The sequence below is a fragment of the Devosia sp. genome, assembly GCF_024707125.1.
Lineage (GTDB): Bacteria > Pseudomonadota > Alphaproteobacteria > Rhizobiales > Devosiaceae > Devosia.
Genome location: NZ_JANQAH010000005.1, coordinates 119,973 through 139,568, shown reverse-complemented (window position 1 = coordinate 139,568; position 19,596 = coordinate 119,973). Strand labels below are relative to the sequence as shown.

The 19,596-nt window shown below is 62.6% G+C and carries 20 protein-coding genes and 1 pseudogene; 12 read left to right on the top strand and 9 right to left on the bottom strand.

The window, feature by feature from the left end; translation table 11 throughout:
• Positions 1 to 45: 45 nt before the first annotated feature.
• From NVV77_RS21875 to NVV77_RS04190, 10 genes and pseudogenes are all read left to right on the top strand, one after another.
• Positions 46 to 360 (top strand): annotated as a pseudogene (locus NVV77_RS21875) (hypothetical protein); the annotation flags it as partial.
• A 74-nt stretch (positions 361 to 434) separates the two neighbouring features.
• Positions 435 to 992, top strand: a complete 558-nt coding sequence (locus NVV77_RS04230; RefSeq protein ID WP_295411058.1) for a hypothetical protein — start codon at positions 435 to 437, stop codon at positions 990 to 992.
• Positions 993 to 1,259: 267 nt separating this feature from the next.
• Positions 1,260 to 2,525, top strand: coding sequence for an AGE family epimerase/isomerase (locus tag NVV77_RS04225; protein ID WP_295411056.1), 1,266 nt, complete (start codon positions 1,260 to 1,262; stop codon positions 2,523 to 2,525).
• A gap of 83 nt (positions 2,526 to 2,608) precedes the next feature.
• Positions 2,609 to 3,394 (top strand): SDR family NAD(P)-dependent oxidoreductase, encoded by a 786-nt coding sequence (locus NVV77_RS04220; protein WP_295411055.1) that lies wholly within the window; start codon positions 2,609 to 2,611, stop codon positions 3,392 to 3,394.
• A gap of 149 nt (positions 3,395 to 3,543) precedes the next feature.
• Positions 3,544 to 4,374: a 3'(2'),5'-bisphosphate nucleotidase CysQ gene (gene cysQ / locus NVV77_RS04215; RefSeq protein WP_295411053.1), complete on the top strand. Its 831-nt coding sequence runs from the start codon at positions 3,544 to 3,546 to the stop codon at positions 4,372 to 4,374.
• A 129-nt stretch (positions 4,375 to 4,503) separates the two neighbouring features.
• Positions 4,504 to 5,052 carry a PadR family transcriptional regulator gene (locus NVV77_RS04210; RefSeq protein WP_295411051.1) on the top strand — a complete coding sequence of 183 codons (549 nt, stop codon included), beginning with the start codon at positions 4,504 to 4,506 and terminating at the stop codon, positions 5,050 to 5,052.
• A gap of 16 nt (positions 5,053 to 5,068) precedes the next feature.
• On the top strand, positions 5,069 to 6,334 hold the full coding sequence (locus NVV77_RS04205) for an efflux RND transporter periplasmic adaptor subunit (RefSeq protein WP_295411050.1): 1,266 nt from the start codon (positions 5,069 to 5,071) through the stop codon (positions 6,332 to 6,334).
• Positions 6,335 to 6,345: 11 nt separating this feature from the next.
• The gene (locus NVV77_RS04200) at positions 6,346 to 9,663 is read left to right on the top strand and encodes an efflux RND transporter permease subunit (RefSeq protein WP_295411048.1); all 3,318 of its coding nucleotides are present in this window, start codon (positions 6,346 to 6,348) and stop codon (positions 9,661 to 9,663) included.
• Positions 9,664 to 9,788: 125 nt separating this feature from the next.
• Entirely contained in the window at positions 9,789 to 10,028 is a 240-nt protein-coding gene (locus NVV77_RS04195; RefSeq protein WP_295411046.1) for a type II toxin-antitoxin system Phd/YefM family antitoxin, read from the top strand.
• 3 nt (positions 10,029 to 10,031) lie between these two features.
• Positions 10,032 to 10,415, top strand: coding sequence for a type II toxin-antitoxin system death-on-curing family toxin (locus NVV77_RS04190; protein WP_295411044.1), 384 nt, complete (start codon positions 10,032 to 10,034; stop codon positions 10,413 to 10,415).
• Between the two features lie 15 nt (positions 10,416 to 10,430).
• Here NVV77_RS04190 and NVV77_RS04185 read toward each other — a convergent pair whose 3' ends face one another.
• Complete coding sequence (locus NVV77_RS04185) at positions 10,431 to 10,925, bottom strand: GNAT family N-acetyltransferase (RefSeq protein WP_295411042.1); 495 nt, start codon at positions 10,923 to 10,925, stop codon at positions 10,431 to 10,433.
• Between the two features lie 86 nt (positions 10,926 to 11,011).
• Here NVV77_RS04185 and NVV77_RS04180 point away from each other — a divergent pair, with 86 nt between their 5' ends.
• Positions 11,012 to 11,227, top strand: a complete 216-nt coding sequence (locus NVV77_RS04180) for a hypothetical protein (RefSeq protein ID WP_295411040.1) — start codon at positions 11,012 to 11,014, stop codon at positions 11,225 to 11,227.
• 8 nt (positions 11,228 to 11,235) lie between these two features.
• The gene (locus NVV77_RS04175) at positions 11,236 to 11,751 is read left to right on the top strand and encodes a Clp protease N-terminal domain-containing protein (protein WP_295411037.1); all 516 of its coding nucleotides are present in this window, start codon (positions 11,236 to 11,238) and stop codon (positions 11,749 to 11,751) included.
• Here the strand turns inward: NVV77_RS04175 and NVV77_RS04170 are convergent, their stop codons facing one another.
• The 8 genes from NVV77_RS04170 to NVV77_RS04135 all read right to left on the bottom strand — a co-directional run bounded on the left by NVV77_RS04170 (position 11,752) and on the right by NVV77_RS04135 (position 19,496).
• A complete protein-coding gene (locus tag NVV77_RS04170; RefSeq protein WP_295411035.1) occupies positions 11,752 to 13,647 on the bottom strand; it encodes an ABC transporter ATP-binding protein/permease in 1,896 nt (631 codons plus the stop codon).
• Positions 13,647 to 13,967, bottom strand: a complete 321-nt coding sequence (locus tag NVV77_RS04165; protein WP_295411033.1) for a helix-turn-helix transcriptional regulator — start codon at positions 13,965 to 13,967, stop codon at positions 13,647 to 13,649. Before NVV77_RS04165 ends, NVV77_RS04170 begins: the two co-directional genes overlap by 1 nt.
• A 219-nt stretch (positions 13,968 to 14,186) precedes the next feature.
• Positions 14,187 to 15,941 (bottom strand): LysM peptidoglycan-binding domain-containing protein, encoded by a 1,755-nt coding sequence (locus tag NVV77_RS04160; RefSeq protein ID WP_295411031.1) that lies wholly within the window; start codon positions 15,939 to 15,941, stop codon positions 14,187 to 14,189.
• Between the two features lie 146 nt (positions 15,942 to 16,087).
• A complete protein-coding gene (gene cimA / locus NVV77_RS04155) occupies positions 16,088 to 17,731 on the bottom strand; it encodes a citramalate synthase (RefSeq protein WP_295411029.1) in 1,644 nt (547 codons plus the stop codon).
• A 25-nt stretch (positions 17,732 to 17,756) separates the two neighbouring features.
• The gene (locus NVV77_RS04150) at positions 17,757 to 18,248 is read right to left on the bottom strand and encodes a GFA family protein (RefSeq protein ID WP_295411027.1); all 492 of its coding nucleotides are present in this window, start codon (positions 18,246 to 18,248) and stop codon (positions 17,757 to 17,759) included.
• Positions 18,248 to 18,721, bottom strand: coding sequence for a GFA family protein (locus tag NVV77_RS04145; RefSeq protein WP_295411025.1), 474 nt, complete (start codon positions 18,719 to 18,721; stop codon positions 18,248 to 18,250). Before NVV77_RS04145 ends, NVV77_RS04150 begins: the two co-directional genes overlap by 1 nt.
• Positions 18,708 to 19,091 carry a VOC family protein gene (locus NVV77_RS04140; protein WP_295411023.1) on the bottom strand — a complete coding sequence of 128 codons (384 nt, stop codon included), beginning with the start codon at positions 19,089 to 19,091 and terminating at the stop codon, positions 18,708 to 18,710. Before NVV77_RS04140 ends, NVV77_RS04145 begins: the two co-directional genes overlap by 14 nt.
• A gap of 72 nt (positions 19,092 to 19,163) precedes the next feature.
• Positions 19,164 to 19,496 (bottom strand): endonuclease domain-containing protein, encoded by a 333-nt coding sequence (locus tag NVV77_RS04135; protein ID WP_295411377.1) that lies wholly within the window; start codon positions 19,494 to 19,496, stop codon positions 19,164 to 19,166.
• Positions 19,497 to 19,596 lie beyond the last annotated feature (100 nt).

Here is a 19,596-nt window from a genome sequence, read left to right as displayed (position 1 = left end):
CGCAAAGCCTCAATCGCGACAGTGGCGGGCAACAAGGAGTTGCCCATGACCACGCTTGCCCAATGGCTTGTTGCCGAGACCGATGATGCTGCGCTGCGGAGCGTGGTGGTGAGTATGGCGGCGGCTTCGGCGGAGATCGGGGCTGTGTTGCGCGAGGCGCCGATTGCCGGGCAGACGGGGCTTGCTGGGCATACCAATGTGCAGGGCGAGGCGCAGAAGGCGCTTGATGTCATCTCCAATGATGTCGTGCTCAAGCATCTGCAGGCGAATGACGCGGTTTCGGTGCTGATTTCGGAAGAGCTGGATGATGCGGTTCATTTCGAAAACCAGGGGGCGTTCATTGTCGCCACCGATCCGCTCGATGGGTCGTCCAATCTCGATGTGAATGTGACGGTAGGCACAATTTTTTCGGTGCTGCCGAGCGCGGGGGCCTCTTGCAGAAGGGGCGCACGCAGTTGGCCGCCGGGTTTGTTGCCTATGGGCCGGCGACGAGTCTTGTTTTGCGGATCGCGGGTGATGTTTCTGTGTTCACGCTCGATGGCAGGGGCGAATGGGTGCAGGTGGTCGTTGCGGCAAAGGTGCCGGAAGCCTCGGGGGAATTTGCCATCAATACGGCGCGCGAGCGGTTTTGGGACGCGGCGACGCTGGGCTATGTGAAGGAAAGTGTTGCCGGGGAAGCCGGGCCGGCGGGTAAGCGCTACAATATGCGCTGGGTGGGGTCGATGGTGGCCGATATCCTGCGCATCCTGATGCGGGGCGGGATTTTTCTCTATCCGCTCGATAGCGAGACGGTGAGCAAGGGCGGGCGGTTGCGGCTGCTTTATGAGGCGAACCCGATGGCCTGGCTGGTCGAGGGGGCCGGTGGGCTTTCGACGACGGGGCGGCAGGAAATTCTCGATGTGGAGCCGACGGGGATACATCAGCGGGTGCCGGTGATTTTGGGATCGGCTGAGGAGGTGCGGCGGGTGGAGGCCTGGTACGCGAAGGGGTGATTTTCGCGTCCGCTGAGTTCAACCAAGGCTTCGCAGTAGCCCTCATGGTGAGGCGCTTTGCACTTGCAAAGCCTCGAACCACGAGAGCATGGCACTGCAGCATCCGGGCACGCCCTCGTGGTTCGAGGCTTCACTTCGTTTCGCACCTCACCATGAGGGCTACTGGGTTACCGGGCTATGGTGCGGCGAGAATTTGCAACGTTGCCACGATCTCGCTAGAAGCTTCCTTGATGCCCGGCTCTTTTCTTCTGCCGGACGGGAGCCAAGATGAGCGACGCCACCAATTCTCTGCCCAAGACCAATGCCAGCCCCTGGCAGAAGCGCCCTTTTCACCGCCAGTATCTGATGCGGCAGGCCAATGATCTCTTCGACTTTTTCGAAGCGGCCTCGATCAATCCCAAGGGCGGCTTTTTTGAGCTCGACGACGAGGGCATGCCGCTTGAGGAAGACAATGCGGTCCGGCAGATCCATGTGACGACGCGCATGATCCATTGCGCCGTGGTGGGGAGCCTGATCGGGCGGCCGGGATCGGACGAGATCATCGACCATGGCATGAACTATCTCTGGAACAAGCATCGCGACCAGCAGCGCGGCGGCTATGTCTGGTCGCTCGACGACAATGGCCTGAAAGATGGTGCGAAGCAGGCCTACGGGCATGCTTTTGTGCTGCTGGCCGGGTCAAGCGCCAAGCTGGTTGGGCATCCGCTGGCTGACAAAGTGATTGCCGACGCGACCGAGGTGATCGAGAAGCGGTTCTGGGACGATAGTGTCGGGGCGGTGCGCGAAGAATTCAGCGCGGACTGGACCGAGGTTCGCGGCTATCGCGGGCAGAATTCCAATATGCACCTCACCGAGGCGCTGATGGCGGCTTATGAGGCGACGGGGCAGCAGGCCTATCTCAAGAAGGCCGAGCGTATTGCCGAGCTGATCATCCGCAAGAACGCGGTGCGGCTCAACCATCGCGTGGCCGAGCACTTTGACGAATACTGGGTGGTCGACAAGAATTATCGCCACCCCAATGAAATGTTCCGCCCTTCGGGCACGACGCCGGGCCATTGGCTGGAATGGTCGCGCCTGCTCTATCAGCTCTGGGTACTGGGCCAGAAGCAGCACTCGTGGATGACCGAGGCGGCGCGGAACCTGTTCCAACGCTCGATCGAGCTTGGTTGGGACAAGGTGCATGGCGGCTTCTTTTATACGCTCGACTGGAACGACGAGCCGGCGATCCGCGAAAAGCTGTGGTGGCCGGTGGCCGAGGCTATTGGTGCGGCGAGCTATATTTCGGCGCATGACAATGATGCCTATTTCCAGGTCTGGTACCGCAAGCTCTGGGACTATGCCGAGAACCATGTGATCGACCATGCGCGTGGCGGTTGGCTCAGCGAGTTGAAGGAAGACCTGACGCCGGCTTCGAACCTGTTTGTGGGCAAGCCGGACATTTATCACGCGCTGCAGGCCTGCCTGATCCCGCTCTATCCGGCGACCGGCAGCCTCACCCACGCCATCATCGAGCAGGACCACAAGGTCCGGTAAGTCTTGGACGTTTCGAGAAATCGGGCGGCGTGGGACAACCCTGCGCCGCCTTTTGCGTTTTGCCTGTCAGCAAGGAGGCGTGGATGCAGACCCTTTCGAACAAGACCGCATTGGTGACCGGGGCCGGCTCGGGGATTGGCAAGGCGACGGCACTGCTCCTGGCGCGGGAGGGCGCCAATGTTGCGGTGTTGAGCCGGACCAAGGCGGAGGTCGATGCCGTGGCGGCTGAGATCGAGAACCAGGGCGGCAAGGCGATCAGCATTACGGCGGATATTTCGGATGACCGGGATATGGCGCGGGCCGTGGCGCTGGTGGTCGAGCGGTTTGGAAAGCTCGATATTGTCGTGGCCAATGCGGGGATCAACGGGGTCTGGGCGCCGATCGAGGAGATTACGCCCGAGGAATGGGACAAGACGATCACGGTCAATCTGCGCGGGACCTATCTGACGCTGCATCATGCGGTGCCGCGGCTGGAAGCGGCGGGGGGTGGGGCGATCGTGATCATCTCGTCGATCAATGGGACGCGGACGTTTACGACGCCGGGGGCATCGGCCTATTCGGCGACGAAGGCGGCGCAGCTGGCTATAGCGCAGCAATTGGCGCTGGAGCTGGGGCCGCGGGGGATCAGGGTCAATGCGGTGTGTCCTGGCTCGATCGAGAGCCAGATCGGGGAGAATACGAGCAAGCGCGGTATGGAGAAGACCGAGATACCGGTGAGCTTTCCGCGGGGTGATATTCCGATTACCGGGGGTAAGCCGGGCAAGGCCGAGGATGTGGCCGAGGTGGTGCTGTTTCTGGTTTCGGATGCGTCGCGGCATATTACGGGGACGCCGGTCTGGATCGATGGTGGGCAAGGGTTGTTGCGGTAGGGTTTTACGCACCAGCGTTTGCCGAACCCCCACCCTTGATCCCTCCCCACAAGGGGGAGGGAGACGATAGAGCCGGCAAATTCGGTCGATTGTCAGGCGGCAGAGACAGGCGTAAAGACGCGCTGACTTTCTCCCAAAAAGCCGGCCAAATGACCGATAGTTCTGTTCTTGCCGCCTCCCAGACCATTACCGATCTTGCAGTTGAGGCTGCGATCGCAGCGGCGGCGGTGATCCTCGATGTCTATTCGCGGCCGATCCATGCCGTGGCGAAATCGGATGGGTCGCCGGTGACCGAAGCGGATGCGGCGGCCGAACAGGTTATCATTGCGCATCTCAAGGGGACCGGGCTGCCGGTTCTGGGCGAGGAGAGCGTGGCTGCGGGTATCGTGCCGGTTTTGGGCGAGCGCTATTTCGTCGTCGACCCGCTCGATGGGACCAAGGAATTCATCAAGCGCAATGGCGAATTCACGGTCAATATCGGGCTCGTGGAACATGGCAAGCCGACCATGGGCGTGGTGCTGGCGCCGGTGACGGGCGAGATTTTCGTTGGCGATACCAGCGGCGCCTGGACTGGGCGCGTGGTGGATGGCGTCGTGATGGAGAAGCGTGAGACCAAGGTGGGCTGGTTGCCGCGATTGCGGATCGTTGCCAGCCGCTCGCATGGGCATGAGGCGCTCGAAAAGCTTTGCCAGACGCTCGATGTCGAGAGCGATGTGTCGGTGGGCTCGTCGCTGAAGTTCTGTCTCTTGGCGCGCGGCGATGCGCAGCTTTACCCGCGGTTTACCCCAACTTGCGAATGGGACACGGCGGCGGGCCAGGCGGTACTGGAAGCGGCGGGGGGAGCCGTGGTAACACTCGATGGCGCCCCGATGCGCTACGGAAAGCACGAGCTGAGCTTCCTCAATCCGTACTTTGTGGCCGCGGCGAGCCTGGAACTCGCCCAAAAGGCCGCAAAAGAGATGCAGACGCTGCTAGAATAAAAGCGTCATGCAACAGACGCTTAACTGATCTGCACGATCACAACCCTCGTAAATCTTGTGTGCCGGGGGTTGTACATATATAGCCCCGGCATATATCGAACCGGCATAGTGCCGGGAGGATTATGCTAGATGAACGTGCGGACGCTCTGTCTATCGGTGCTCTACGAGGGTGAGGCCACGGGTTATGACATCCGTCGCATGTGCACCGAGGGCGAGTTCGCCTATTTCGTGGAAGCCAGCTTTGGCTCGATCTATCCAGCGCTCGCCAAGCTCGAAGACGACGGCCTTGTAACGAGCCGTACGGTGCCACAGGACGGCAAGCCGGCGCGGAAGGTCTATTCCATCACCGATGGCGGACGCCAGGCTTTTGCCGAGGAGCTGTCGGCGCCACTGGGCGAAGACGTTTTCCGCAGTCCGTTTCTTCTGCTGGCACGTTTTGTCAGCATCCTGCCGCAAAGTCTGGTCGCCGACAGGGTGACCGAACATCTCGAGCGGATGACCGCCGAGCGGCAGCAATTGGACCAGGCACGGTCCGAACAGGAATGCAGCCCGGCCGATTGCTGGGTTCTCAATTACGGTCGTGAAGTTTTGGGCGTTGCAGAGAAGTATCTGCGTACCCATATGCACGAACTGATCAACTTATCGCGAGCCGACGAGCGCAAGGACGCGGCGGAATAAAAGGGGCAGATATTCTATGCGTGCATTGTTTTCCTATGGCCTGGCGCTGCTAATCCTGCTTGGAGCAGGCGCCTGGCTCACCACCGGTACCCTCGTGCAGGGGGGTAACGGCCCGGGCAATGGCGAAAAGCCGATCATCTCCGTCATCGAAGGCGAAGAGCACGGACCCGTGCACAACGCGCTTGCCGATGCCGGCGTTCTGGCTGAACACCATGCGCCTGAAACCGACCCTGCCCTGACCATTGCTCAACGCAATGAAGCAACGACCGGTTCCAATGCCCCGCTACCGGACGTGCGGACCCAGACCTTTACCGCCCAGCCGATGCCTGTCGAAGTGCCGCTGCGCGGCCGCACCCGGGCCAAGGCCATGGTGACCGCCGTGGCCGAAACTGCCGGCACGGTCGACACCGTGCATGTGACCAAGGGCCAGCGCGTGGAAGTGGGTGACCTGCTCTGCACACTCGACCAGGGCACCCGCGTTGCTGCCGTCGCCCAGGCTCAGGCCGGCGTCGACCAGGCCAATGCGGCTCTCGCCCAGGCCCAGCTCAATTTCGACACCAATGCGGGCCTGCGCGAAAAAGGCCTTGCCGCTGCCAATACCGCTAACGCTGCCGACGTGGCCCTCGCCCAGGCCAAGGCAGGCGTGAGCCAGGCTGCAGCCGGTCTCGACAATGCGAAAGCCGAACTCGACCGCACCGAAATCACCGCCAAGGTGGCCGGCCTCGTTCAGGATCCGGTGGCCCTTGCCGGTTCGATGCTGAATGCCGGTGGCGCCTGCGCCACTATCGTGCAGCTCGACCCGATGATCTTTGCCGGCATGGTTCCGGAAAAGCACATTGGCCTCGCCAAGCTCGGTCTTGTTGCCGCGATCAAGACCGTGACGGGCCAGGCAGTCGAAGGCAAGGTGACCTATATCGCCTCGCAGGCTGACAATGCCACCCGGGCCTTCCCGGTCGAAATCGAAATCCCGAATGCCGACTTTGCCATCAAGGACGGCGTGACCGCCGAGGCTCTCGTCAATCTCGGTGCTGCACCGGGCCATCTGCTGCCGCAGTCGGTGCTGACGCTCGATGACGAAGGCACGCTCGGCGTGCGGACCGTCGAAGACGGCGTCGTGGCGTTCCACGAAGTGACCATCGTCAGCGACACCCGTCAGGGCGTCTGGGTGACGGGCCTGCCCCCGGTGACCGAAGTGATCACCGTCGGCCAGGAAGGTGTGACTGCCGGACAGGCCGTGAAGGCCAGCCCCGCTCCTAAGACGACCGAAACCGCAGCCAGCTAAGGACGAGTTTCATGCTCGACTTCATTGAAAAAATCCTGAGGATGCCGAGAGTCGTCCTCACCGTCATGGCGATTGTCCTGACGGCTGGTACGGCTGCGTACCTCTCCATGCCCAAGGAGAGTTTCCCGGCCATCGACGTTCCCTATCTCTACGTCTCGATCAGCCAGACCGGCGTGTCGCCGCGCGACGCGGAAAACCTGCTCGCCAAGCCGGCAGAAGAAGAACTCGCCAATCTGCCGGGCCTGCAGAATATCACCTCGACCTCGACCACCGGCCATGCGTCGGTGATCCTCGAATTCGATATCAATACCGACAAGGACCAGGCCCTTCAGGATACGCGCGCCAAGATGGACGCGATCAAGGCCAAGCTCCCAGCCGATGCCGATGACCCGACGGTCTCGGAAATCGACTTTATCGGCCCGATCATGTCGGTGGCGATCTATGGTACGGCGCCTGAAAAGGAACTGACCCGCCGCGCCGAGGAACTGCAGGACGCGCTCGAAGCCCTTGGCGACGTGCGCGAAGTCAAGCTCTCGGGTTCGCGCAAGGAACAGCTCGAAGTCCGCATCGACCTGCTGCGTCTTGAAGCCTATGGCCTCACCGCCAGCCAGCTGCTGGACGCGCTTTCGCGCAACAACATGGTGGTCCCCGGCGGTACGCTCAATACCGGACAGGGATCGTTCAATATCGAAGTGCCGGGCCTGATCAGCAATGCGCAGGACGTTTATGACCTGCCGATCAAGACCGATGGCAATACCGTCGTCACCTTCGGCGATGTCGCCACGATCACCCGCAACCTTGCCGATGCGACCGAATATACCCAGGTGAACGGCTCTCCGGCCCAGATCCTCGGCGTTTCCAAGAAACTCGGCACCAATATCATCAACGTTTCGGACCAGGTTCGCGCGACGACGGAAGAACTCGCCAAGACCTGGCCAAGCGGGGTGAGCTACTCCGTCTTCCTCGACCAGGCCGACACGACGACGAGCCTCTTCCGCTCGCTTGAGGCGGCAGTGCTTACCGCCGTGGCTCTGGTGCTGATCACCTGTATCGCAACGCTGGGTCTGCGCCCCGCGCTGATGATCGGCCTTTCCATCCCGCTCTCGTTCATGATGGCCTTCCTCGTGGCGCAGATGCTGGGCATGACCATCAACATGATGGTGATGTTCGGGCTTGTGATCGCGGTGGGCGTGCTCGTCGACGACCCCGTGGTGGTCGTGGAATATGCCGAACGAAAGCTGCAGGAAGGCGTGCCCAAGCGCGAAGCCTTCATCATGGCCATGCGCAAAATGTTCGTGCCGGTGGTGGGCGCTACGGCGACCACGCTCGGCGCCTTCATTCCGCTGCTGTTCTGGCCGGGCATTATCGGCAAGTTCATGAGCTATCTGCCGATGATCGTGATCATCGTCATGATCGCCTCGTTCATTTCCGCTTTGATCTTCATGCCGGTTATCGGCTCGGTGATCGCCTCGACCCATGTGGACGAGAAGGAAAAGGCCAAGGCCGACATCGTCATGTATCCGGACAAGTTCGACCCCAAGAAGGTCACGGGCCTGACCGGGTTCTATGTGCGGATCATGGAGAAGCTGATCTCCTGGCCTGTGCCGACGCTGGCGGTGGGCTTCGGGATCATCGTGGCGATCTTCATCGCCTACTCGACCAACCCGACCGGCTCGGAAGCCTTCCCGGCTTCGGAACCCGAATATGCGACGGTTGCCGTGGTCGGCCAGGGCAATTACTCGCCCGAAGAAATCCGCGACATGCTGATCGAGGTCGAAGACCAGATCCTGCAGGTCAACGGCATCCAGGACGTGATCATGCAGTTCGGCACGACGGGCGCCTTTGGCACCATGCCGCCGGACACGATCGGCAATTTCCAGCTGCAGCTCGTCAACTGGAACCATCGCGTGCCGGCCGCGACGATCTTTGCCGACATCCGCAATCGCGTCGACAATATTGCCGGCCTCGATATTCAGGTGCTGGCGGCGGAAAATGGTCCGCCGGCGGGCAAAGACCTGAACATGCGCGTCGAGAGCAAAAACTACGACGACCTGGTGCCTGTGGTTGCCGCTATTCGCGATCATCTGTCTACCTGGCCGGAAGTGGTCGACGCCGAAGACGGCCGCCCCTCCCCGGGCATCGACTGGCAGATCACCGTCGATCGCGCCGAGGCGGGCAAGTATGGCATTGGTGTGCGTGAGCTCGTGCCCTATGTGCAGCTCATCACCAATGGTGTGAAGCTCGGCACCTATCGCGACGGCGAAACCGGCGACGAACTCGACATTCGTGTTCGCCTGCCCAAGGACGAGCGCACCTTCGACGCACTCGACTCCATGCGCATCGCCACCCAGAACGGCATGATCCCGGTTTCGAACTTCATCGATCGCCAGGCCGTGCCCAAGGTCGCCAATATCGAGCGCCGCAACCAGGTTTATGTGATGAACGTGGCTGCGGGCCTCACCAACCTGCCGGAAGGCGTCTATGCCGCCGACAAGGTGGCCGAGCTGCAGAAGTGGATCGGCGAGCAGGGCTTCCCCGAAAGCGTCAATGTCGCTTTCGGTGGTGCCGAAGAGCAGATGGGCGACGCCAATGCCTTCATCGTCCAGGCGATGGGCATGGCAATGGCCCTGATCTTCTTCATCCTGCTGCTCGAATATAACAGCTTCTACCAGGTGATGGTGACGCTCTCGACGGTGGTCATGTCGGTGGCAGGTGTGCTTCTGGGCATGCTGGTCACGGGGATGAGTTTTTCGGCGATCATGACCGGTCTCGGCATCGTGGCGCTGGCGGGTATTGTGGTGAAGAACGGCATCGTGCTGATCGACACCTACAATGACTATAACCGCCACCAGCATGTCGAACCGGTGAAGGCCATGCTGCTGACGGTCAGCCAGCGTGTCCGTCCGGTTCTGCTGACGGCTTTCCTCACGGCACTGGGCGTTATCCCGATGTGGGCGAACGTCGAGTTCGACTTCATCCGCCGTGAAATCGTCATCGGTGGCATTGCCGGCTCGTGGTTCATCCACCTTTCGGCAGCGCTGGTTTCAGGCCTGTTCTTCTCGACCCTGCTGACGCTGATCATGGTGCCGGTGATGATCACCGCGCCGAGTGTGATGTGGAAGCAGATCAAGTGGCTGGGCACGAACTTTGCGAGCGTCGGCCAATGGGTGACGAGCCCGTTCCGCGGCAAGACCGCTGCGGCACCGGCTGGTTTTGACGGCGTGGCCGTGGAAATTCCGGACGATGCCGACGGCAAGAAGTATGTCGTGAGCAAGGAAGCCGGGCTCGGCGACAAGGAAAAGGACGACCGTCGCGACGCGGCGGAGTAAGGTGGACTGAGACAGAATGAGAAAGGCCCGCAGTGATGCGGGCCTTTTTGGTTTTGGAGGGCTGGAGTTTCTAGCGCTAAAGCGTTATATATCCATTTTAGCTAATTCAGCCAAAGGGGGCTGCCGTGACCGAGATTTCTGCGACCGAGGCGAAAAACAAGTTCGGTCAGGTCCTGGAAATGGCGCAAGCTGGACCCGTGCGTATTCAGAAGAACGGACGCGATGTCGTCGTGATGCTGTCGGCCGAGCAGTATGCGGCGTTGCAGGAGCAAAGCACCGCGCCGCGTGTCAACCCACTGATCGTCAAGCTGCATGGGGAGAGCATCAAGCGCTGGGGCAAGGTATATGAGGCGCTGGCCAAATAAGCCATGGCAGCGCGGATTTATCTCACGCTGGATGATGTTCTCTGGATTCATGAGGAGCAGCTTCGCCAATATGGTGGAGCGCAAGGTGTCCGCGACCAGGGGCTCATCCTTTCCGCCCTCCTGCGCCCGCAGACTGGATACTACTCAGATACGGTAGAAGAAGCGGCGGCCCTATGGGAAAGCCTGACGATGAACCACGGCTTCATCGATGGGAACAAGCGAGTTGCTTTTGCCAGTGCGATTATCTTCCTCCAGGCAAACGGCATAGAGCCGCAAGGCCGGGAAGAAGACTGGATAGAGTTCATCTATTCCAACCTCGACGCCGGCACCTTCCGCAAGGATGTGCTTGAAGCATGGCTTCATGAGCACACCGCGCCGTTGCCTTAAGGGCGCATCGCAAAGTCACTGTCGACCACAGCCCGCATCGAACTGATGCAGCACCCAGTCGTCGCCGTTGAAGTGGATGTCGCGGCTGATGGGGTTTTGGGGCGCCAGGGATTTGGACCAGAACGACTGTGCTGCTCGGTTCGCGTGGGGGACGGCGATGTGCCATTGGCCGGGGTGGGCTTGGAGGGCCTGCTGGACGGCGGAGCGGCCGGTGCCCCTGCCCCGGTAGGCTTTCAGCACGAAGAATTCGGCCATGAACCAGCAGGGCGCCCTGCCGGTAAGAGGGCATTCGTCGATGACGAGGGCGAAGCCGGCGATCTCGTCGCCGGACATGATGAAATAGGGGAAGCGCCAGAAGCGGTCGAGGAAATCGTAGGCGTAGCGGCCGTCGACGCCGACTGGGAACGGCATGAACTCGGTCATGTCGTGGAGGTAGAGCTGGATCAGGTTGGCGATGACCGGTTTCTGGTCGGGGTGGGCGGGGACGAGGCTGATGGAAGGCTGGGTCATGGGCGAAGCCTAGCCGACAGATACTTGCGTGGCCAGCGTCAACGATGGTTGACGCCATGCACGTCGTCAACTATAGTTGACGCATGATGACAGAGAGCAAGATTGATCCAACTGAAGACCCTGAGGCCGCACTGGCCAGTGTCGTGGCGTTGCGGCGTATGGCCGACCAGTTGGAACTGCAGGCCGTTGCCGAGGCGCTGAAGCGCGGCTGGAGCTGGTCGCAGATCGCCATGGCGCTCGGCGTCAGCAAGCAGGCTGCGCATAAGCGGCTGTCCGGTCTGGTTGAACCCCCCAAGAAGTGAGGAATGCCATGTTGAAGCGCTTGATGCAGGCGGCGAAGGATGCCGGAACGCTGAAGGTTTTGTGCGAGACCGCTGAGGGTTTGGCGCGGGCGGAGGGGCGCGAGGCGCCGGAGGCGGAGCATTTTGTGGAGGCGGCGCTGACGCTGCCCGATGGTTCGGCGGGGCGTGTGTTTGCTCGGCTCGGGCTCAGTGGTGCCGGGTTCAAGGCGGCATTGGCAGAACAGCATCGGGAGGCGCTGCGGGCCGTGGGTGTCGATGGCGTGGTGGTGGAAAGCGCCCTGGACGTGAGCCCGCCCCTGCCCCCGGCTGGGGGCGTCTATCGGGCTGCGCCCTCTGGGCAGATCGTGGTGCAGGAACTGGCGCGGCTGCGGCAGCGTGGAGTGACAGGACCGCTGGCGGGATCGCATGTGATCAAGGTTGTGGCCGAGATGGGCCACGGAACGGCAGCGCGGGCCCTGCGCCAGATGGGCGGGGACCCGCAGGCCTTTGTTGCGGCGGCGGATGCGGAGATCGCCGCCGCCTGATTATTCCGCGGCAGGCGCGCCACGCTTGACGAAGCCGTCGGGGTCTTCCTGGGCCAGAGCCAAGGCTTCTTCGGCTTCGGTCGCTTCGCGCTGGCGGCTCCACATCTGGGCGTAGAGGCCGTTCTGGGCGAGGAGCGCGGCGTGGCTACCGCGCTCGGCGACGAGGCCCTCGCGCAGCACCAGGATTTCGTCGGCATTGATCACAGTCGAGAGACGGTGGGCAATGACGACGCTGGTACGGTTGCGCGAGACGACGTCGAGAGCGGCCTGGATGTCGCGCTCGGTCTTGGTGTCGAGGGCGGAGGTCGCCTCATCGAGGATGAGGATGGACGGGGCTTTCAAAATCGTGCGGGCGATGGCAACGCGCTGCTTTTCGCCGCCCGAAAGTTTTAGGCCACGTTCGCCGACCGGGGTTTCGTAGCCCTTGGGCAGGGCCTCGATGAAGGCGCCGACCTGGGCCATCTGGGCGGCCTGGCGGACTTCGTCCATCGAGGCGCCGGGACGGCCATATTCGATGTTGTAGCCGATGGTGTCATTGAAGAGCACCGTGTCCTGCGGGACCATGCCGATGGTGGAGCGCAGGCTTTCCTGCGTCACATCGCGAAGGTCCTGCCCATCAATGGTGATGCGGCCGCTGGTGACGTCGTAGAAGCGATAGAGCAGACGCGAGATGGTCGACTTGCCGGCGCCGGTGGGGCCGACGATGGCGACGGTCTTGCCGGCAGGCACTTCGAAGCTGACGCCTTTGAGGATCGGCCGGTCGGAATCGTAGTGGAAGGTGACATCCTCGAAGCGGATGACCGGGCCGGTGACGGCGAGCGGCTTCGCATCGGGCTTGTCGAGGATTTCCGGATCCTGATCGAGCAGCTTGAACATCGCCTCGATATCGGTGAGGCCCTGGCGGAGTTCGCGATAGACGAAGCCGATGAAATTGAGCGGGCGATAGACCTGCATCAGGAAGGTGTTGAGCAGGACGAAATCGCCCAGTGTCAGGCGGCCATCCATGACGCCGAGAATGGCCATGATGGAGATGACGAGGAAGCCGCCATAGAAAATGACGGCCTGGCCAAAGTTGAGCCAGCCCAGCGAGGTCCAGATGCGAATGGCGGATTTTTCGTAGTTCGCCATGGAGCGATCGTAGCGCTCGGCTTCCATCTTCTCATTGGCGAAGTACTTCACCGTTTCGTAGTTGAGAAGGCTGTCGATGGCCTTGCCATTCGCATCCGTATCGGAATCGTTCATGTCCCGGCGAATGGCGATGCGCCAGTTGGATGCCTTGATGGTGAACCAGAGATAGGCCCAGATCATCACCACCAGGACGCCGACATAGCTGACCCCAAAAAGCCAGACGAAGATGACGGCGACGACCAGGAACTCGAGAATGGTCGGCACGATATTGAGCATGGCGAAGCGGACGACCGTTTCGATGCCCTTGGTGCCGCGCTCGATGACGCGGGAGAGGCCGCCGGTGCGGCGCGCCAGATGGAAGCGCAGCGACAGGCGATGGACGTGGTGGAAGGTTTCGAGGGCAAGCTTGCGCACGGCATGCTGGCCGACGCCGGCAAAGAGCACGTCGCGCAATTGCTGAAAGGCAGCATCGAGGATGTTGCCCAGCACATAGGCGATCACCAGTACGACGGGGACGGCGAGGCCCAGGATGAGCTGGCTGTCCGCATCGGTGCCGCCGAGGCTATCGATGATGCCCTTATAGGCGAAGGGGATGAGCGTGGTCGCGACCTTGCTGACGACCAGCGCGCCGAGAGCCAGCACCACCTGCATGCGCAGGTCGGGACGGCCTTCGGGCCACATATAGGGCCAGAGATTGCGAACTGTAGAGAATACAGAGCCTTCGTCCGCGCTAACGGACGGCTTCTTTTCAGTGCTGTTATTAGCCATCAGGCCGGTTCCGCTTCCTTGTGGGGCGCTTGGAAGTTGAGGCCATCGAGCAGGCCTCCAAAGGCGGTTCCGATTTCGGCAAGCCGGTCATGCCGGATCATGTAGCGATTACGCGTGCCATGAGGCTTGCGCTCGATGAGGCCAGCGTCGAGCAGCACTTTTATGTGCTGGGAAACAGTGGACTGGGCGAGCGGCAAGGATTCGGTGACGTCGCCACAGCAACATTCCCGCTGCTGCTGGCTCGCGAGGAACCGCAGGATGTTGAGCCGGACTGGGTGACCCAGGGCTCGCATGATGTTGGCGATGTCGTCGTCTTGCATGGGGGGCCGGCCGAATTAATCGGTGAATTGCGATGAACATGGTGAGGATTGGCTGGAAGGTCAATCCCTGGGGACGGATAGGGGTAGAAATACGGCGTTAAGCTGGGGATCGGCTGTTGCCGATCACCCCCTCCCGGCCTCCCCCATTCAGGGGGAGGTGAAGAGAGGTAGCTCACAATCAGAAATGGCGCCCTCGGGCGCCATTTCGTGTCAGTAGACCTACTGGGGCAGGCTGAAAACCTGGCCGGGATAGATGCGATCGGGATCGCGGATCTGTCCGGTATTGGCATCGTAGATGGTCGTATATTTGATGCCTTCGCCATAGACGCGGCGGGCGATGGTCCAGAGATTATCGCCGCGACGGATGATGGCCTTGCCCGAGGCGAAACGCTGGGCATCGGGCGATCCGACGGCAACAGCGACCATGGTGGGCACGGCGGGTTCGGCGACCGGCTGCGGAGCGGCAGGTTGCGGGGCGGTTGGCGCTGCGGCGACGGCGGGTTGCTGGGCCGGAGTGGCGGGGGCTGCCGGGGCGGGCGTTGCAGCGGGAGCAGCGGCGACTGGCGCCGGCGGTACAGCCGGTTGAGCAGGTGTTGCGGCGGGCTGAGCCGGCGTCGGTGCAGCCGGCTCAGTCGGAGCGGGCGCCGCTGCGGCAGGTGCGGCAGCAGCAGGAGCCGCCGAAGCAGCGGGCTCAGTCGCAGGTGCAGCCGGCGCAGCAGATTGAGCCGGAGCGGGCGTGGCGGCCGGGGCAGCGGCGGGTGCGGGTGCAGCGGTCGGAGCTGCAGGGGGCGTCACGTCGGCGCTGGCGACAGCCGTTGCGGGTTCGTCCGCGGGTACGTCGACGACGAAATCGACTTCGGCGCGGGCGATCACGTCGGGTGAGCCGGCAGCGAGCAGGTCGGCGCGGACGCGCTGGCTCGGGGCGTCGAGGACATCGCCGCCTTCGACCAGCCAACGACCACCTTCGATGGTGGCGTCGGCGACAAAGGTGTCATCGACATAGAGGCGGACGATGCCGCCTTCAGGGCCGGCACCGGCGAAGAAGGTGCGGTCGCCCTCGATTTCGATGGCGTCGATAGTGGGCGGAACGTCGGCAAGCTGGGCTGCCGGCACGGCGGCAGGCTCGGCTGGAGGTTCCGGAGGCGTAGTGGCGGCCGTGGGGGTGGCTGGTTCAGGTGCGGTTGCTGCAGCAGTCGGGGCGGCAGCCTCTGGAGTGGCAGCAGGCGCAGGTGCCGTCGCAGGTGCAGGTGTGGTCGGCGTCGTGGCGGCGGCCGGCGCGGGTGCTTCGGGCGCGGCGGGCGCTTGCGCCACTTCCGTCTGAGCAGGTGCCGCAGCCGGGGTCGCAGGCGTTGCTGTGGGAGCAGCAGGGGCAGTCGTAGGCGCAGCAGCAACGGCGACTGGCGCCGGCTCGGCTGCTGTTGGGGCGGCGGGTTCGGCCGTTGCGACCGCCGTTGCGGCTGGTGCGTCTGTGCGGGTCAGGCCTTGGAGCACTTCGCTCGCCTGGCCCGGGGCACTGGCGACAACCAGCGGCTGGGTGGATTTGTCTTCGTTGACGACGACGACGAAGGACTGGGCCGCCCTGCCCTCCTTGCCGCGTTCGGCGAGCGTGATTTCAACGCCGCCGGCAGGCAGGGGCTGATCGGGCACGAAGACCCAATCGCCGGAGCTTTCGACCGTGGTGCTGCCGAGGAGCGTATCGTCGGAATAGACTTCCACTTCGCTGCCGGGCCTGCCACTGCCGGCGATGACCACGGAGCCATCGGGCTCGGCGCGGAGCAGGCCGAAGGTCGCGGCGACGAGATTTTCCGGAACATCGGCGGGTGGGACGACGTCGAGCGCAGGGGCGGTGAGCTGTGCTTCAGGCGCGGCTGGTGCGGCGGGCACGGCCGGCGCTTCGACTTCTGCCACGGCTTCCACCGGCGCCTTGGGGAAGAGGCCGGCATCGGCGAGTTTGCCCCTGATGCACTGGCCCATGCCGTCGGGGCTGTTGAAGCAGTTTACTGCGGTGGGGGCGACAAAAACGCCGGCAATGACGAGCAGAGTGACGGCAACTGCCCCGATGGTCAGGGCGAGAGGTCGTTTCGGAGCAGTTTCGGCCAGTTTGTCCTCCCGGACGGTTGTCAGCCAGTCGCTTTTTGAGCCGGCCGCGCAGTCGCCAATACTGAGGACGACTGCACCGCTTCAGTCTTCAACAGCTTGTATGTGATTGATTCATACAGAGCTTCAAACGACGCATCAATGATATTGGACGAGACGCCGATGGTGCTCCACCGCTCGCCGCTGCCATCCTTGCTTTCAACCAGTACACGGGTGACCGCGCCCGTGCCGCCGTCCAGGATACGGACCTTGAAGTCGACCAGTTCCAGGTCCTCGATGCGCGCGGAATAAATGCCGAGGTCTTTGCGCAGGGCCTGATCGAGGGCGTTGACCGGGCCATTGCCTTCGGCGACGGACATCAGCAATTCGCCATCGACGCGGACTTTTACCACCGCCTCGGTGACCGTGATTTCCTCGCCCTGCGCATTGTGGCGGCGCTCGACCATGGCGCGATAGTGCTCGACATCGAAGAAGCTCGGCAGCGTGCCGAGGACGGAGCGGGCGAGGACGGCGAAGGAGGCGTCGGCGCCGTCATAGGAATAGCCCTTGGCCTCGCGCTCCTTGACCGTGGACAGCAGCTTTTCGAGGCGCGGGTCGTCCTTTTCGAGCACGATGTCGTGGCGTGCGAGGGCGGTCAGCAGGTTGGATTTGCCGGCCTGCTGGGAAACCATGATGGCGCGTTCATTGCCGACGCTTTCGGGCGGCACATGCTCATAGGTCGAAAAATCCTTGAGCAGCGCCGAGGCGTGGATGCCGGCCTTGGTGGCAAAGGCAGCGGCACCGACATAGGGCGCCTGGCGCGCGGGGGCGCGGTTGAGCCGATCGTCGAAGGCGCGGGAGATATGGGTCAGGCGTTCGAGTTTTTCCGGCGTGATGCCGGTTTCGAAGCGCTCGGCGTAGTAGGGTTTTAGGACCAGCGTCGGGATCAGGGTGACGAGATTGGCATTGCCGCAGCGTTCGCCGAGGCCATTGAGCGTGCCCTGGACCTGGCGCACGCCGGTTTCGACGGCGGCGAGGGCATTGGCGACAGCCTGGCCGGTATCGTCATGGGGGTGGATGCCGAGTTTTTCGCCGGGGGCGAATTTGAGGACCGTGCCGACGATGGTGCGGACTTCGGAGGGCATGGTGCCGCCATTGGTGTCGCAGAGGACGACCCAGCGGGCGCCGGCTTCGAGCGCCGTGGTGACGCAGGACAGGGCGTATTCGGGATTGGCTTTAAAACCGTCGAAGAAGTGTTCGAGGTCGATGAGCACTTCCTTGCCGGCGGCAGCGGCTGTGCGGACAGTGTCGGCGAGACCTTCGAGGTGTTCGTCGGTGGTGGAGCCGAGGGCGAGTTCGACCTGATAGTCCCAGGCCTTGGCGACGAAACAGGTGGCGGCGGCAGCGGAATTGACGAGGCCCTGTACGCCGGGGTCGTTGGCGGCGGAGCGCCCTGCCCGCTTGGTCATGCCGAAGGCGGTGAAGGTGGCATTCTTCGTGCGCGGCTTTTCAAAGAAGGCGGTATCGACCGGGTTGGCGCCGGGATAGCCGCCCTCGATGTAGTCGACGCCCAGTTGCTCCAGCAGGTCAATAATGGCGATCTTGTCCTCGAGCGAGAATTCTACGCCGGCCGTCTGCGCACCGTCGCGCAGGGTCGTGTCGAAAAGATAGAGGCGGTCTCGGGACATTTTGGGGGCCTGTTTGGTCTTTTAGTTATTTCGGGGGCCAGGTGGCCGTGTCGTGGTCGGGATGCTGGTTGTTGGTGGCCTTGATGCCGCCCCACCAGTCCTCGCGGTCGGGCTGTTCGGTAATGCCGCCGTGCTCAATCACGGGCAGCGTATCGAACCAGGGGACGCGGGCTTCGTTGCCGGTATTGGCGCCGGGCGGGAACAGCTCGGGATGATCGAGCGAGCCGATGGTGAAGTTGACGCGATTGCCGGTGATGTCGTCGTAGAAAAGCGGGGTGCCACACTTGCTGCAAAAGCCGCGATCGACGTGGTCGGAGCTGCGGAAGCGGCTGGGCTCGCCGCGGGTCCAGGTGATGACTTCGCGCGGGGCAGCGACGAGGGCGGCGAAGATGTTGCCGACGGCCTTCTGGCACATGCGGCAGTGGCAGATGTGCGAATTGTCGAACATTTCCGTCGCGTGATAGCGCACGGCGCCGCATTGGCAGCCGCCGCTGACTTCCATTTTGTAGCGGTCCATCAGCTCTTGTCCTTTGGCGGCCAGGCTTCCGTATCGTGGTCCGGATGCTGGTTGGAGTGGATGCCGGCCATGAAGTCGCGCCATTCGTCGCTGACCTCGCTGCGCACGGGCAGGCTGGTCAGGCTATCGAAGAAGGGCAGCTTGTCGGTGAGATTGACCTGGATTTCGGGGGCGGCGACGGTGGGATCGTCGAAGGCGCCGATGGCGAGTTCGAGGCCGAAACGGGTTTCATAGGCGAGCGGGGTGCCGCATTCGCCGCAAAAGGCGCGGCGGGCGGCGTCAGAACTCTGGAACCATTTGGGCTCCCCGCGGGTCCAGGTGGCGTTATGGGTGGTTACCAGCGGCCCGAAGAAGCCGCCGAATGCCTTCTGGCACATGCGGCAATGGCAGATGGAAGGCCGGCCAAGACGTGTGACGCGGAAACGAACCGCGCCACACTGACAGCCTCCGGTATAGGCTTCATTCTGGGGCATGACAGACTACTTCTATGTTGTTGCCATCGGGATCGAGCACGAAGGCGGCGTAGTAGTTTTCGCTATAGTGCGGGCGCAGGCCCGGGCCACCATTGTCACGGCCACCAGCGGCCATCGCGGCGGCATAGAAGGCGTCGACGGCGGCGCGATTTTCCGAGGCGAAGGCATAGTGGCGGCCGGGGCCGGTATCCTTGGCTTCGGTCACCCAGAAATCGGGGTGGCCCTTGCCATAACCAGCGACCTTGACGCCGCCGGTATATTCTTCGGGCACCTGCATGAGGAGGCTGATGCCCATGGGGGCAAAAGCGCCATCATAGAAGGCCTTGGCCTTGTTCCAGTCTGCGACGAGAATTCCGACGTGATCAAGCATGGTTGTAGCTCCTGTGTTGGAGTGGCCATGGAGATGGGGGCACGTGGTCAAGGTATGTCAGGAGGAATGCTGTCATGCACTTTCCTCGTGGAGAGTGGCCCAGATGGCTTCGCTGATATCATCGGGACGGGCGAGGATGTCGTTGTTCCAGAGGCGGAGGAGACGAAAGCCACGGCGCTTGAGTTCGGCATCACGCTTCAGGTCATGCGGATTGCCGGCGTGCTGGCTGCCGTCGGCTTCAACGATGAGCTTGGCGGAGTAGCAAACGAAGTCTGCAATATACGGGCCGATCGGAACTTGGCGCCGAAACTTGAAATCCGCGAAGCGACGATTGCGCAGGATCAGCCAGAGTTTGAACTCGGCTTCCGTAGGTTCGCGACGCATTGACCGCGCATAGCCAAGCAGTTTGGGTCCAATGGCAGAAGAGGCCCCCTCATCCGCCCTTCGGGCCCCTTCTCCCACAAGGGGAGAAGGGGGGCCGGCGGGTGGGGCGGATTGTTCGGTA

What these genes read in the sequence shown, in the direction of transcription:
- cimA (WP_295411029.1), bottom strand. Translation starts at nt 17,731, where the DNA reads ATGTCCCGAGACCGCCTCTATCTTTTCGACACGACCCTGCGCGACGGT.
- NVV77_RS04175 (WP_295411037.1), top strand. Translation starts at nt 11,236, where the DNA reads ATGTTGAAGCGCTTGATGCAGGCGGCGAAGGATGCCGGAACGCTGAAG.
- NVV77_RS04150 (WP_295411027.1), bottom strand. Translation starts at nt 18,248, where the DNA reads ATGGACCGCTACAAAATGGAAGTCAGCGGCGGCTGCCAATGCGGCGCC.
- NVV77_RS04170 (WP_295411035.1), bottom strand. Translation starts at nt 13,647, where the DNA reads ATGGCTAATAACAGCACTGAAAAGAAGCCGTCCGTTAGCGCGGACGAA.
- NVV77_RS04225 (WP_295411056.1), top strand. Translation starts at nt 1,260, where the DNA reads ATGAGCGACGCCACCAATTCTCTGCCCAAGACCAATGCCAGCCCCTGG.
- NVV77_RS04210 (WP_295411051.1), top strand. Translation starts at nt 4,504, where the DNA reads ATGAACGTGCGGACGCTCTGTCTATCGGTGCTCTACGAGGGTGAGGCC.
- NVV77_RS04185 (WP_295411042.1), bottom strand. Translation starts at nt 10,925, where the DNA reads ATGACCCAGCCTTCCATCAGCCTCGTCCCCGCCCACCCCGACCAGAAA.
- NVV77_RS04190 (WP_295411044.1), top strand. Translation starts at nt 10,032, where the DNA reads ATGGCAGCGCGGATTTATCTCACGCTGGATGATGTTCTCTGGATTCAT.
- NVV77_RS04200 (WP_295411048.1), top strand. Translation starts at nt 6,346, where the DNA reads ATGCTCGACTTCATTGAAAAAATCCTGAGGATGCCGAGAGTCGTCCTC.
- cysQ (WP_295411053.1), top strand. Translation starts at nt 3,544, where the DNA reads ATGACCGATAGTTCTGTTCTTGCCGCCTCCCAGACCATTACCGATCTT.
- NVV77_RS04145 (WP_295411025.1), bottom strand. Translation starts at nt 18,721, where the DNA reads ATGCCCCAGAATGAAGCCTATACCGGAGGCTGTCAGTGTGGCGCGGTT.
- NVV77_RS04140 (WP_295411023.1), bottom strand. Translation starts at nt 19,091, where the DNA reads ATGCTTGATCACGTCGGAATTCTCGTCGCAGACTGGAACAAGGCCAAG.
- NVV77_RS04205 (WP_295411050.1), top strand. Translation starts at nt 5,069, where the DNA reads ATGCGTGCATTGTTTTCCTATGGCCTGGCGCTGCTAATCCTGCTTGGA.
- NVV77_RS04165 (WP_295411033.1), bottom strand. Translation starts at nt 13,967, where the DNA reads ATGCAAGACGACGACATCGCCAACATCATGCGAGCCCTGGGTCACCCA.
- NVV77_RS04180 (WP_295411040.1), top strand. Translation starts at nt 11,012, where the DNA reads ATGACAGAGAGCAAGATTGATCCAACTGAAGACCCTGAGGCCGCACTG.
- NVV77_RS04160 (WP_295411031.1), bottom strand. Translation starts at nt 15,941, where the DNA reads ATGGGCCAGTGCATCAGGGGCAAACTCGCCGATGCCGGCCTCTTCCCC.
- NVV77_RS04220 (WP_295411055.1), top strand. Translation starts at nt 2,609, where the DNA reads ATGCAGACCCTTTCGAACAAGACCGCATTGGTGACCGGGGCCGGCTCG.